Source organism: Lacrimispora sp. (genome assembly GCF_031982545.1).
In the GTDB taxonomy this organism is placed as follows: domain Bacteria; phylum Bacillota; class Clostridia; order Lachnospirales; family Lachnospiraceae; genus Lacrimispora.
This window is the reverse complement of sequence record NZ_DALYXB010000012.1, coordinates 1-14,159: the sequence shown is the minus strand read 5'-3', so window position 1 is coordinate 14,159 and position 14,159 is coordinate 1. Positions and strand designations below refer to the sequence as shown.

Genomic DNA, 14,159 nt, shown 5'->3' with positions numbered 1-14,159 from the left:
TTCTTCTAGTTTGCATATTTTTTCTCACCGCGGAACTGGACCAGGGTGATGGCAAGAACCATTAAGAACAACACAATTGCAACTGCACTGGAATAACCTAAATTCCAGTTACGGAATGCTTCTTCATAAATATGGTAAACCAAAACCATTGCCTGGGAACTTACAACGCCGTTGGAACCTCCTGCAAGCATATATACAATATCGTAAACCTTAAAGCAGTTAATGGTCAGAATAATTGTAACGAAGAATGTAGTAGGCTGAAGCTGGGGCCAGGTAATATAACGGAACCGCTGCCAGGAATTGCACCCGTCAAGACCTGCTGCCTCATAGAGCTCTGCATTGATTCCCTGAAGTCCTGCAAGATAAATCACCATGTAGTAACCCATGTTCTTCCATACACTAAAGAGCACGATTGTAAACATGACCCAGTGAGGATCTGCCGACCATTTAGGCAGGCTTTTTGCATGAACTCCCAGATAATATAAAATCATATTGACCGGTCCGCTTTTCTGAGGACTGAAAAGCATGTTCCACACGGCTGCAACTGCAACCAGAGAGGCTACATAAGGAAAGAATCCTACCGTACGGAAAAAATTCCTTCCCTTTATTTTCTGGTTTAAAACGATTGCCAGTCCCAGCGCACTGACTAAGGTCAAAGGTACGGTGGCGATACAGTATACGATGGTATTGATAAAGGCAGAATGAAACCTTGCATTGCCAAACATGTCAATAAAGTTTTTAAGTCCTGCAAATTTCATGGGACTGTTGCCATCCCAGCTCATAAATGCCAGCACAAACGCAAAGATAATCGGTCCCAGCGTAAATATGGCAAATCCGATAAAGTTGGGAGCAATAAAAGAATAAGCTACTAAATTTCTTTTTTCCTGTCTGGTAAGGATCTCTCCGGTTCTCACCTTCTTAATTTTCTCATCTATTGTTTCGATTTTCGCAATCAGCCTGTCACGCTCATGAGTACGTTTTGCGTCTTTTAACAAAAGACTGAGCGCATCTCGTTTCTCATGTAAAGCCGCGATTTTTTCCTGTTTTTGCGCTTCTGTTATTGTCTTAGCCATAGTCTGTCTTAAAGCCCGGTAAAACGGCTTATCCTCCTTTTCCAGTTCTTATCCGTCAAAATCAAATCAGAAGTTTTTAAATAAGGCGGGCCGTTATATGCTGCCCGCCTGTTTTTGTTACCACGCTGCTTTATTTGCCAAGAATTGCACCGATTTTTTCATTCATCTGAGCAATGCCGTCATCAACTGACATACTTCCTGTCATGATTGCATCATGTGCTTCATTTAATACAGTTTCGATCTCAGAGCTCTTTGGATTTACAGGCATCTCTAAGTACAGCTTGGAAGTGTTTAAAGCTTCAACACTGGTTCCGTCTGCTTTTGGGAATCCGTCTGCACTGGATACAAGATCAGCTACTGTGCTGTTCATAACAGCTGGAATGGTTCCGGTAGAAGCAAGAATCTCTGCTCCGTCTTTTCCGCTTACAAAGTTGATGAATTCCCATGCAAGATCTTTATGAGGTGCATTGGAAGGAATTGCAAGAGAAGTAATGGTAGCAAGTGTAGATCCTGGCTCTACGCCTTCTGCATGAGGATATTTCACAATTCCCCAGTTTTTGCAGTCTGTATATTCCCCTGTACGGATCTTATCCATTAAAGTGGAGATAAACCAGGTACCCATGTTCATCATAGCGATGTTGCCCTGAGCAAATGCGCCGGAGTAATGAAGTCCGCTGGTCTTTAACGTAGCATAATCCTGGCAAACGCCGTCTTCCTGCTCTTTAATTACCATATCATAGTAAGGCTTTAAGAAATCATATTTTCCATCAACAATGGTATTTTTTCCGTCAAGTACGCCAAATAACTGCACTGCAGATCTCCATGTATGATAATGGGATCCGTATACTTCCTGTCCTGGTGTGTCTACTGTCAAGCTTCTTGCCAGCTTATCATACTGTTCAAATGTCATATCATTGGTTGGGTAAGCAACACCTGCTTTATCAAAGATGTCCTTATTATAGAACAGTACCCAGAAATCGTTACGGAATGGAAGCTCATATAATTTATTTTCTACCTTAATCTGATCGGTAAGGCCTTTATACTGAGTTAAATCCACTTTGGAAGATTCGATGTAGCTGTCCAGAGGCTCTAAAACGCCTTTGTTAACCAGTGTCATGTAACCTGGAACATCCTTAACAGTTACCACATCAAAATCAGAACCGCTTCCAGTTAATTCTGTTGCAAGAACTGTCTGATAATCGGTAGAACCAAGATCCACCATCTCGATTTTAACATCCGGATGTGCTTTTTCAAACGCGTCGATCAGAGGCTGATAATAGGTAGTGGAACTGATATCCCAAACAGACCATTTCAGTGTTGTCTGTCCGCCTGCTGATGCAGTGGTCTCTGCTGCCTTTGTCTCTGCTTTGCTTGCTTCCGTTGATGCAGCTGTGGTTTCTTTGGAACTGCTGCCGCAGCCTGCAAGTGCAGTGACTGCCATGGTACAGGCAAGTGCAAGGCTAAGTGCTCTTTTTTTCATTGTATACCCTCCTGATTTGAAATTGTTTTCAGTAAACCCTTGTGATTTACTATGGCTCTATTATAACCCGCTTCCAATGGATTTAAGAATGGAAATTATCTAAGAAAATATTCACTATTTATTCACAAATTAATTCTGTATTACTAAAACATGTATTATTTTATGATAAACAGTAAAATTTATCTTTTGTATACATATTGACCTTTTTTTATAAAAATAACACGGCTCTTTTCATTGACATTTTACAGGAAATAGGCTAACTTAAAAAATGGCAGAGTTGGGTATCAATACATCTATTATAGAAAGGACTTGTCTGATATCATGTGGAAAACACTGATTCCAAAAACTATACGGGGCAAAATCATGATTTTGACGGCGGCCGTTACGCTGCTTATCACAGTTCTTACAACCACAGTCTGTTTCTCTGTCTTTCAATTGTTTCTCAGAAGAAACCAGGTTCAGTCTGCAGAATTCAGCCTGCAGGTTGTGAGCAATAACATAGCAACAGACATGAAGGATATCATTTATTTCAGTAAATGGTGCTGTTCCAATGGAGTTATACAGGACTATCTGGAAACATTTAAAGATTTAAACAAACTTCCTACAGCTTCCAAAGATTCCAGCAATTTACGGTCAATGGCTCTTTCCACCCATAACCGTCTGAAAGAAGAATATTATAAAACCCGTTCCTACAAATATATTCGTGCAATTGTTTCTACAAATAATGAAAATAACTTTCTCCATATGACTTCTTCCGTCAGCACCTCTTCTTCCTATGCTGCCAAATTAATAAGGAAGAGCGATTTTTTTGAACCTCTGTTTCATGCTGACGATTTTTTATGGATTGGGTTGATTCATGACCCATTATCTTCTATCAGTCAGGGAGAATTCATTCCAATTGTACGTCCCGTTTATGACAAATTTAATTCGGAAATCATCGGATGGACTTATGTTGAAATTTCAACCAGACTGTTTACGGACTATCTGGCAACCTATCCCCTTCCAGATGACAGTCTTTTTTTCATTAATATGGGAGATAAGACCTATCGTTTTCAGTCCAATACCCTGGTAGAAACAAAAAAGCCCTATGAAATTTCGGAAAATTCAGCCAGAAAAGAATCTTTCTTAGCAGGCACCCTGGTTCATACTGTAACCATGAGTGGTGGAGAAAAACGAATTCTGATAGAACGTCCCATCGATGGTGTCAACGATTGGAGTATATCCCAGATTTTGTCAGAACAGCAGTTCAAACAGCAAAAAAATTTATATACACTGCTGATTATCGGCATCTGTTTTTTTATTGTTTCTATGGGCATCCTGCTAGCATTCTTTTTAAACCGCTTTATTATGGAGCCAATCCATAAACTGAGCAATAAGATAGACAGTATTTCAACCGGAGATTTTTCCAGAGACAATACCATCGAGTGGAATCATGAGCTGGGTCAGATCGGTAGAGGAATTAATAACATGTCCGGCAATATTATCACGCTGATGGAAAAACGTGTATCCGATGAAAAGCAGAAAAAGGATCTGGAATATCAGATTCTTCAAAGCCAGATCAATCCTCATTTTCTCTACAACACGCTGAATTCCATCAAGTGGATGGCCACCATTCAGAATGCGGGAGGCATCGCAGACATGACAACTGCCCTGGCCCGGCTTTTAAAAAATGTATCCAAAGGAACTGCTTCCATGATTCCACTGAGAGAAGAACTGGACCTTATAAAGGACTATTTTTTAATACAGCAGTATCGTTACGGCGGCAGTGTGACCATTGAATATCAGATTCAGTCTGATGAACTTTATAACTGCCAGATTCACCGGTTCTCTCTTCAGCCCATTATTGAAAACGCTCTGTTTCATGGAATCGAACCAAAAGGAGCGGCAGGCAGGATCATTGTTTCAGCAGAAGCGGAAGAAATCGCTGGAGAAAAAGGACTGATGATCCGTGTGACCGATAACGGAATCGGGATGTCGGAGGAAATGATCGAGAAAGTACTTCGGGAAGATACCGATTCTCATAACAAAACGGAGTTTTTCCGGCACGTAGGCATTAGTAATGTAAACAAGAGGATTCAGTATGATTTCGGTTCAGAATACGGAATTACAATCACCAGCCGGCAAGGTGAATTTACTACCATGACCATTCGGCTGCCTTACGTACTGTTTACAGAAAAACAATTGGCAGAAAGGTAATAAATATGACAAAATTATTGATCGTGGATGACGAACCACTGGTTCAGATCGGAATAAAGTCCATGTTAAACTGGACAGACTACGGGATTGAAATCTGCGGCACTGCAGTAAATGGTCAGAACGCACTGGACTTAATTGAGGAATATTCGCCGGAAATCATCATTACGGATATTCGCATGCCTATCATGAATGGTCTGGATCTTGCAAAGGCGTGCCGGGAAAAATACGGGAAAATCCCTCTGTTTATATTTCTCACAAGTTATGAAGAATTTCAGCTGATCAAAGAAGCAATGTCATATGAAGCAGTGGATTATCTAATCAAGCTGGAGTTAAATGCCCAGTCCTTACTGGAATCCGTTCAAAAAGCGCTCTCCCGTTTAGAAAGTCTTCGGGTTTCCATCGAGTATAAGGAATCAGGCCGTCCTCTGCTTCAAAGCTATTATGAAAAATTTTTTATGCGGCTTTTACACAATTTATTTGACAGTGAGGAACAGTTTGATCTGCAGTCAAAGGATTTAAAGCTGAGTTTTACAGAGCACTGCTACTTTGCAGCATTTTGCGAAATACAGGAAAACAACCACGCCAGCATGGAATACAGTAAATTAATGAATCTATATAGCAGTACCCTTCAGATGTACAGAGAAATTATAACCAGGTACCTTCCTGCCTATGTGGTGTCTCTGGATATGAAGCATTTTGCAGTTGTGTTTCACCTTGATTCCTTAGACGAATTTGAGGAAGATACCATTAAAAATGCCTTTCTCAATGCTTCGGAAATGGTGAACAATTATTTTAACGTAACGGTGTTAACCGGTGTGGGTTCCCCTTTCTCCCAGCCATTAAAAATCAGCGAATCCTACCAGGAAGCACGTCAGGCCTTTGGACGGATGAACCGGTCCCAGTCCATCGCCTTTTTTAATAGCGGAGATACGGATTCCATCCGGAATGCATTTAATATTTCAGTCTTTAAAGGGGAAATTACAAAGGCGTTTAATGAATTTGATACGGATGTACTCTCCCGCACCTTAACAGAAATCATAGAACTGTTTGAAGCTCACCCGCTGCGTTTTTCCCAGGCGGCAGACGGTGCCTGTAACATTCTTTATCTGGCATTGTCTCTTCTTCCCGATGGAGAGGCAAATATGGCGGAGATTTTCTCTTCTTACAGTGATGGTTACCGTTCGATTTACCGGTTTAGCAATGTGGAGCAGATTGTTGAGTGGATGACCGTACTCCGGGATGGTTTGTGCGATATTTTAAAATCCAAACGAAAGACCTATAAGGCTCATGTCATTACAAACGTACAAAAGTATATTCACAATCACGTCGCCGAAAAGCTCACTTTAAATGAGGTTGCCGGAGTTTTCGGACTGAGCCCTAATTATTTAAGCATTCTGTTTAAAAAGAACTGCCATCTGGGATTTTCCGAATACATCGCCCAGGCTAAGATCAATAAAGCAAAGACTCTTCTCCTGGAACAGGATATGAAGATTTATGAGGTAGCCGACCAGCTGGGCTTTGAAAGCGCTTTTTATTTCAGCAAGGTATTTAAAAAAGTCACCGGATACTCTCCCAGGGACTTTATTCAGCAAAACACTAAGGATCCGGAAGAAGAATAAGGAGAATACATCATGATTACAGAAATTTCTCAGCATTTAACGAAACCAATTACCAGCTTTAATCCGTTATTTCCTGCTTCCAACCGGGATTCCTGGGAAGGTCTGCCGGAAGACTTACGATCAAGTCTGATTCAGGACGGGGAGCAATATCTTGGCTTTCCATATCCCACCCTTCCTGCAACTGAATTTATGGAATTCTCCAGAACAGGAAACCGGAGTCATTTTCAGGATAAAATGTTCTTAAGGAGGACTGTCTTAAATTCTCTGGTTCTGGCCGAATGTGCAGAATATAAAGGACGATTTCTGGACGATATCATCAACGGCCTTTATTTAATCTGCGAAGAAAATGCGTGGCAGCTCCCCGCCCATAATTCTTATATCCGGGATACACCCCAATTCATCCTTCCTGACGTAACCCGGCCTGTCATTGATTTATTCGCTGCTGAAACCGGAGCGGTTCTGTCTATGGCAGAGTATCTTCTGAGGCAGGAGCTTCTTTTAGTAAGTCCCTTCCTGTCGGCAATGATCAATAAAAATCTGGAAGAACGGATCTTTCGGCCTTATCTGAATGAACATTTCTGGTGGATGGGGGATGGCAAAAGTCCCATGAACAACTGGACGGTATGGTGTACACAGAATGTACTTCTCTCTGCATTTACAAGAGATCTTGATGAAGTGAGGAAACGACAGATTCTCGAGAAAGCATGCCAAAGCATCGATTACTTTCTTGATGAATACGGAGACGACGGGTGCTGTGACGAGGGAGCGCAGTATTATCGTCATGCAGGATTATGTCTGTTTAATTGTCTGGAAGTACTGAACGGTATCACAGATAATTCTTTTCAAACCATATATTCAAATAAAAAAGTTAAGAACATTGCAGCATATATTTTAAATGTTCACATCGACGGGATCTATTATGTTAATTTTGCAGACTGCTCTCCTGTCGCCGGACGCTGCGGCGCCAGAGAATTCTTATTCGGCAAGCGGACAGGGAACCAGGAACTGATGGCATTTGCTGCTTCAGATTATCAAAACGGGGAAGATCCACTGGATGTCAGTGAGCACAATTTATTTTACCGGCTCCAGACCGTTTTCACATATGCGGAAATGCTTACCTTCGACAAAGCTCCTTCTATTAAACATAAGGATTACTGGTATGAAAGTGTTGGAATCTTCATTGCAAGGGATGACCATCGGTACTTAGCCGTCAAGGCAGGCGATAACAATGACAGCCACAATCACAACGATACCGGCAGCTTTACCATTTATAAAGATGGCAAGCCGCTTGTGATCGATATAGGCGTGGAAACCTATACCAAAAAGACATTTTCTCCGGAAAGGTATGATATATGGACCATGCAGTCCCGTTACCACAATCTCCCCTCTTTCCTGGATGGAGATATTGAAATTATACAGAAAGACGGAGCTTCTTTTGCTGCAAAAAATGTCTCTTATGAGCTTGGTTCTACTGTGTGCAGCATTACAATGGACATTGCCGGTGCTTACCCGGACAACCGGATTCATTCTTATCAGCGAAGTGCCGTCATGAAAAAGGGCAAACAGATTGTTATAACAGATCATTACGAGGGAGAGAATTTACAACCGGTATTATCCCTTATGTTTTATGAGGAACCAACATTAGATGGGAACCAGATAAAAATCGGAGATCTTGGAACAGTAACTGTAGCCGGAAGCTCTTCTATGAAAAAGGAATGCCTGCCCATAACAGATGACCGTCTAAAAACAACCTGGAAACATGATATTTACCGGGTTCTGGTGTCAATGGATTTAAACGATTTAATATTAACCATAGAATAGTCTTAATTGAGAATAGGGCAGAAATCCATACAAAAGGATTTCTGCCCTGATTTTTTGATTATCATCCAAACAGATTAAAGGTAAGGAAAATAGTAGCTGTCAGAGAAGCCACCAGGGATACAACCGTTATCTGAGTGTTAATTGACGGACCTGCTGTATCTTTAAATGGATCTCCTACTGTATCTCCCACCACACCTGCCTTATGAGCCGGCGAATTCTTACCTCCATTATTCCCTGCCTCAATATATTTCTTTGTATTATCCCACAGTCCCCCTGAATTGGACATGAATAATGCAAATAATAATCCACTGACAATATTTCCAGTAATGAAACCGCCGATGGACTGTACTCCTCCGATAAATCCAACTAACAACGTGGCGATGATAGTCATAAGTCCGGCTGGAACCAGCTCCTTAATTGCGCCGTCAGTGGCAATTTCGATACACTTGTCGTATTCCGGAACAACGCCTTCTTTTCCCTCCTTTAATCCGGCAATCTCTCTGAACTGGCGGTGAATTTCAGAAACCATACGCTGTGCATTCCGGTCAACTCCAAGCATCAGCATGGCTGAAAACAATGCAGGAATTGCTGCACCGATTAATAATCCAAAAAAGACATTGGGATTAATCACATCAAAGCCTGTGATCTTATCCATAATAGCACCTGCCGAAGCAGCATTGAGTTCATCAATTGCAACGTTTACCTCACTCATAAATGCTCCCAGCAAGGCAATTACAGTAAGTCCGGCAGCCCCGATGGCAAATCCTTTTGTTACAGCCTTTACTGTATTTCCTGCGCTGTCCAGGGAATCAGTTATTTCAAGCGCCTTGTCGCCTAGATCTCCCATCTCAACCAGACCTCTTGCATTATCAACGATTGGCCCATACGCATCGTTGGATATAATCATACCTACAATTGATAGCATTCCAACTGCAGCCATGGATATTCCAAACATGGCATATTCCACGCTTCCTCCGCCCATTGGATAGCAAAGTCTGTAGGCAGCAAGTGCTGACACGCCAATACCAATCATAGACGGAAGAGTACTCATTAAACCATAGCTGATTCCGGATAAGATAGTAAATGCAGGGCCGGACTCACAGGCCTTTGCAACTGCACGAACCGGAGGTCTTTTGTCATCCGTAAAGTAATCACTGGCAAGACCAATCACAACACCTACCAAAAGACCAATCACGCTTGCCCCCCAGATCCGCCAGGAAAAACCGAAAGCCCAGGTTGCTGCTGCAGTCAGCACGCCGTATAGTCCCGTTGTTACGTATGTATTTGTATTTAATGCCAAAGTAGGATCTCCGCCCTCTTTCATTCTTGCAGTCATTACACCCACCATGGAAGCCAGAAGACCAACTGCTGCATAACAAAAAACCATGGCTGCGTTGTTGGCAGTCTGACCAGCTGCCTTACTGGCACCATCAAGAGAAACTGCCATAACCAGCGCAGCTGCCATGGAAGCCACATTGGAATCAAATAAATCCGCTCCCATTCCAGCCACATCTCCTACGTTATCCCCTACATTATCAGCAATAACCGCAGGATTTCTGGGATCATCCTCAGGAATTCCAAGTTCAACCTTACCAACCAGATCCGCACTGATATCTGCTGTCTTTGTAAAGATACCGCCGCCTGCCTTTGCAAAAAGGGCCATGGAGCTTGCACCGAAGCTGAATCCCAGGAGTGCTGTGGTATTATTTGTCACAAGTAAAACCAGAGTCACGCCCAGAAGACTGGATCCCACAACTGCCATTCCCATAACCGCTCCGCCTCGAAATCCAGACATAAATGACTGTTTAATCCCCTTAGTGGAAGCCTCCGCCGCTTTCACATTGGCGATTGTTGCAATACTGATACCAATTTTACCCGCAATTGCGGAAAAAACAGTGCCGAACAAATACGAAGCTGCCATAATGATGTTGCCAATAATATTTCCCTTCCATATGGGTGAAGGAAGAAATATTAAAATAACAACTGCTGCTACAAGACAAAAGCGTGATAACGTCTTGTATTCTTTTGTGAGAAATGTGTTTGCGCCATTGCGAATCAATTTACTTATTTCCGCTATCCTTTGATTGGAGGAAGGCTGTGCTTCAACCCATCGGTAAAGCCAGAATGCTACGCCAAAAGCAAGCATTGAAATAATAATAGATAAGATCTGAAAAAACTGTAAATTAAGTACCAAAGAGCTCATCTCCCTTTCATTTATTAAGCAAAATTCGCTTTGCTTCCAATACTAGCATTATAGTGTAATAAGTTCAAGTATCAAATAAATGCTGTCTTATAATTGAATATAATGCACATAGGTCTTAGGTTTCTAAACCATTTTCAAGCCATTTATTTGTATATTCTGTATATTATATTGTGTTTTTGTTATTAAATACTGTTTATAACAGTATAGTTTATGACAATAATTAGATATAACCAATCGTTTGAATTATATAAGTTATCTGCAATATTAACGAATAATTAACAGATAAAAATTCAAGTACGCATTGACACAGATAATGATCATAGTTTAAAATGAAAATGTTTATTTTTATTGTTATTTCATAAATTTTATATTATATTTATTAAATATAGTTGCAGTTTATACAAAAAGGAAACCTAGCTAAGGAGGATTTTCATTATGGAATTTTTATTGTCAGGTGTCACAGCAATTACTTGGCAGCAGTTGGTTATGTATGGAATTGGTGGGTTATTGATCTATCTGGCCATAGTCAAAGGATTTGAACCTTCACTACTGCTGCCTATGGGTTTCGGAGCTATTCTCGTTAACCTTCCCTTGTCAGGAGTATTAAACCAGACGATTGAAGGAGTGGGGAATGTAAACGGAATAATCCAGTGGTTATTTGAGACTACCATTGAATCTTCTGAAGCTTTGCCAATTCTTTTGTTTATTGGAATTGGAGCTATGATCGATTTCGGACCACTGCTCTCCAATCCAAAAATGTTCTTATTCGGCGGTGCTGCGCAGTTTGGTATCTTTTTTACAATATTGCTGGCAGTAATCTTTAACTTCGATCTAAATGATGCGGCTGCCATTGGTATTATCGGTGCTGCAGATGGTCCAACCTCTATTCTGGTTTCCCAGATCATGCACTCAAACTATATGGGAGCAATCGCAGTTGCTGCATACTCTTATATGGCACTGGTACCAATTGTACAACCTTTTGCAATCAGACTGGTTACTACCAAAAAGGAACGAATGATCCGGATGGAATATAATCCGGCATCAGTAACGAAATTAACCCGAATTCTGTTTCCAATTATAGTTACCATAGTTGCCGGACTCATCGCACCCCAGTCGGTTGCATTGGTAGGCTTTCTTATGTTTGGAAATTTAATCAGAGAATGCGGCTGCCTGGGAAGTTTATCTGAAACGGCACAGACAACGCTTGCGAACCTAATCACTTTGCTTCTTGGCATCACAATTTCCTTTAGTATGCAGGCGGAAGCATTTGTAAATGTTAATACATTACTCATTATGCTGCTTGGATTAGTTGCATTTGTTTTTGACTCTATCGGCGGCGTCCTATTTGCCAAGTTCCTGAATCTGTTTTTAAAGAACAAAATCAATCCGATGGTTGGCGCTGCCGGAATATCTGCTTTTCCTATGTCAGCCCGGGTCATTCAAAAAATGGGACTTAAGGAAGATCCGACCAATCATCTCCTGATGCATGCGATCAGCGCAAATGTAGCAGGCCAGATTGGTTCTGTTGTTGCAGGAGGCGTGGTTATCAATCTGGTTAGTCAGATTCTTAAGAATATGGCTTAGGTGAAAGGAGCTCTATTATGAATACACAAAATATAATATACGCTTTGGAGATTATGGGAAAAGGTATGGCTTCCATATTTATAGTGATTGGAATCTTAACAGCAATTGTAGTCCTGCTCTCTAAGATTACAAATACATCTAAATTGAAACAGGACAACTCTAAAAAAGACTGATCATATTATTCTGTTGGAAGAAAAAGCTCCTCACGCTGTGAGGAGCTTTTTTTGTGTTCATTTCATCCGGTTTCATAAAATGATTTGCAGTTTCCAGATCCTTATGCCGTATGTCCCAAAATCCGTCTGCTAACATACTATATATAGATACTTCTGATTAAGAATAATCAGTATCATTATTTAACTCAATTTAAACAAGGGGGATAACTATGGCTGATATTGCTCTCCAATTGGAATTAAATAATTCCGTTAGCATAGAGGCTGGAAATAATGTTCTTTTTGACAGCATTGTCTTCACTTCAGGAAATATAGTTTACGATGCTGCCACAGGTGTCATCACTTTCCTGGCAACAGGGAGATTTTCTATTGACTGGTGGCTGGCAACACAATCTTCTCAATCTACAAATGGAACTACATTTGCACTTGTTACCTCACAAGGTGATTTTCTAAGAGGAAATTCTCCGTTAAAAACTGGTGAAGTATATGGAGCTGGAATAATTGATGTCGTTAGTGCTCCTGTTACTTTATCGTTAGAAAACCTTAGCACAGGAATTGTGTATTTCTCTCCACAGGTTCCTTTAAAAGGTTCTATCGTTATAGTACAGGAAAATGTTACAGGGGATGGATCTACAGGACCGACCGGGCCTACAGGGCCCACGGGAGCTACTGGACCTATTGGACCTACTGGGGCGACCGGACCGACGGGGGCGGCTGGACCAACGGGCGCTACTGGGCCGACGGGCGCTACTGGGCCGACTGGACCGGCGGGCGCTACTGGACCGACGGGCGCTATTGGACCGACCGGTGCTACTGGACCGACCGGTGCTACTGGACCGACGGGCGCTACTGGGCCGACTGGGGCTACTGGACCGACGGGCGCTACTGGACCGACTGGGGCTACTGGACCGACGGGCGCTACTGGACCGACGGGCGCTACTGGACCGACCGGGGCGACTGGGCCGACTGGGGCGACTGGACCTACCGGCGATACTGGACCTACCGGAGCTATTGGACCTACTGGCGCCACTGGGCAGACAGGGGTTACTGGACCGACGGGCGCTACTGGACCCACTGGTGATGCTGGGCCGACCGGCGCAGCTGGATCCACTGGTGATACCGGACCTACTGGCGCTACTGGACCGACTGGTGATACTGGACCCACTGGGGCTACTGGAACGACTGGCACGACCGGGCCTACTGGCGATATCGGACCGACTGGCGCTACTGGACCTACTGGCAATATCGGACCTACTGGCGATACTGGGCCTATTGGCGTAACAGGACCAACGGGTGCGATTGGACCTACTGGTGATACTGGACCTACTGGGGCTACTGGACCGACTGGTGTGACGGGACCTACTGGCGATACTGGACCGACTGGCAATACCGGACCGACTGGCGATACCGGACCGACTGGTGATACTGGACCTACTGGTGATACTGGACCCACTGGCGATACCGGTCCGGCGGGTGCAACCGGGCCTACTGGCGATACTGGACCTACTGGCGATATCGGACCGACCGGCGATACTGGACCTACTGGCACAACTGGACCTACTGGCGATACTGGACCTACTGGCGCGACCGGGCCCACTGGCGATACCGGTCCGACGGGCGATACTGGACCTACTGGCGATATCGGTCCGACCGGCGATACTGGACCTACTGGCGATACTGGACCGACTGGCAATACCGGACCGACTGGCGATACCGGTCCGGCGGGTGCAACCGGGCCTACTGGCGACACTGGACCGACCGGCGATACTGGACCTACTGGCACAACTGGACCTACTGGCGATACTGGACCTACTGGCGCGACCGGGCCCACTGGCGATACCGGTCCGACGGGCGATACTGGACCTACTGGCGATATCGGTCCGACCGGCGATACTGGACCTACTGGCACAACTGGACCTACTGGCGCGACCGGATCCACTGGCGATACCGGGCCGACGGGCGATACTGGACCTACTGGCGATATCGGACCGACCGGCGATACTGGACCTACTG

General features: G+C 43.4%; 9 protein-coding genes. 6 read left to right on the top strand and 3 right to left on the bottom strand.

The genetic code is table 11. From position 1 onward, the window contains the following. Nucleotides 1-5: 5 nt before the first annotated feature. Both ABS301_RS19255 and ABS301_RS19250 read right to left on the bottom strand, forming a co-directional pair. Nucleotides 6-1,073, bottom strand: a complete 1,068-nt coding sequence (locus ABS301_RS19255; protein WP_349673754.1) for a carbohydrate ABC transporter permease — start codon at nt 1,071-1,073, stop codon at nt 6-8. A gap of 130 nt (nt 1,074-1,203) precedes the next feature. Further along, nucleotides 1,204-2,553 carry an ABC transporter substrate-binding protein gene (locus ABS301_RS19250; RefSeq protein ID WP_349673753.1) on the bottom strand — a complete coding sequence of 450 codons (1,350 nt, stop codon included), beginning with the start codon at nt 2,551-2,553 and terminating at the stop codon, nt 1,204-1,206. A gap of 363 nt (nt 2,554-2,916) precedes the next feature. Here ABS301_RS19250 and ABS301_RS19245 point away from each other — a divergent pair, with 363 nt between their 5' ends. The 3 genes from ABS301_RS19245 to ABS301_RS19235 are packed head-to-tail and all read left to right on the top strand — an operon-like array spanning nt 2,917 to nt 8,189. Next, the gene (locus ABS301_RS19245) at nt 2,917-4,749 is read left to right on the top strand and encodes a sensor histidine kinase (RefSeq protein ID WP_349673752.1); all 1,833 of its coding nucleotides are present in this window, start codon (nt 2,917-2,919) and stop codon (nt 4,747-4,749) included. Between the two features lie 5 nt (nt 4,750-4,754). Next, nucleotides 4,755-6,368 carry a response regulator gene (locus ABS301_RS19240; RefSeq protein WP_349673751.1) on the top strand — a complete coding sequence of 538 codons (1,614 nt, stop codon included), beginning with the start codon at nt 4,755-4,757 and terminating at the stop codon, nt 6,366-6,368. Nucleotides 6,369-6,380: 12 nt separating this feature from the next. Then, complete coding sequence (locus ABS301_RS19235; RefSeq protein WP_349673750.1) at nt 6,381-8,189, top strand: heparinase II/III domain-containing protein; 1,809 nt, start codon at nt 6,381-6,383, stop codon at nt 8,187-8,189. Nucleotides 8,190-8,250: 61 nt separating this feature from the next. On the opposite strand, the gene ABS301_RS19230 is transcribed toward ABS301_RS19235, so the two are convergent. After that, on the bottom strand, nt 8,251-10,383 hold the full coding sequence (locus tag ABS301_RS19230; RefSeq protein WP_349673749.1) for a sodium-translocating pyrophosphatase: 2,133 nt from the start codon (nt 10,381-10,383) through the stop codon (nt 8,251-8,253). A gap of 444 nt (nt 10,384-10,827) precedes the next feature. Here ABS301_RS19230 and ABS301_RS19225 point away from each other — a divergent pair, with 444 nt between their 5' ends. The 3 genes from ABS301_RS19225 to ABS301_RS19215 form a co-directional block, all read left to right on the top strand. After that, the gene (locus tag ABS301_RS19225; RefSeq protein WP_349673748.1) at nt 10,828-11,976 is read left to right on the top strand and encodes a sodium ion-translocating decarboxylase subunit beta; all 1,149 of its coding nucleotides are present in this window, start codon (nt 10,828-10,830) and stop codon (nt 11,974-11,976) included. 17 nt (nt 11,977-11,993) lie between these two features. Continuing rightward, nucleotides 11,994-12,149, top strand: coding sequence for an OadG-related small transporter subunit (locus ABS301_RS19220; RefSeq protein ID WP_170820255.1), 156 nt, complete (start codon nt 11,994-11,996; stop codon nt 12,147-12,149). Between the two features lie 209 nt (nt 12,150-12,358). After that, a partial coding sequence (locus ABS301_RS19215) for a collagen-like domain-containing protein (protein WP_349673747.1) occupies nt 12,359-14,159 on the top strand: 1,801 nt, incomplete at its 3' end.

Excerpts from the sequence above, each read along its gene's own strand:
- ABS301_RS19255 (WP_349673754.1), bottom strand. The coding sequence starts at position 1,073 with ATGGCTAAGACAATAACAGAAGCGCAAAAACAGGAAAAAATCGCGGCT.
- ABS301_RS19250 (WP_349673753.1), bottom strand. The coding sequence starts at position 2,553 with ATGAAAAAAAGAGCACTTAGCCTTGCACTTGCCTGTACCATGGCAGTC.
- ABS301_RS19245 (WP_349673752.1), top strand. The coding sequence starts at position 2,917 with ATGATTTTGACGGCGGCCGTTACGCTGCTTATCACAGTTCTTACAACC.
- ABS301_RS19240 (WP_349673751.1), top strand. The coding sequence starts at position 4,755 with ATGACAAAATTATTGATCGTGGATGACGAACCACTGGTTCAGATCGGA.
- ABS301_RS19235 (WP_349673750.1), top strand. The coding sequence starts at position 6,381 with ATGATTACAGAAATTTCTCAGCATTTAACGAAACCAATTACCAGCTTT.
- ABS301_RS19225 (WP_349673748.1), top strand. The coding sequence starts at position 10,828 with ATGGAATTTTTATTGTCAGGTGTCACAGCAATTACTTGGCAGCAGTTG.
- ABS301_RS19220 (WP_170820255.1), top strand. The coding sequence starts at position 11,994 with ATGAATACACAAAATATAATATACGCTTTGGAGATTATGGGAAAAGGT.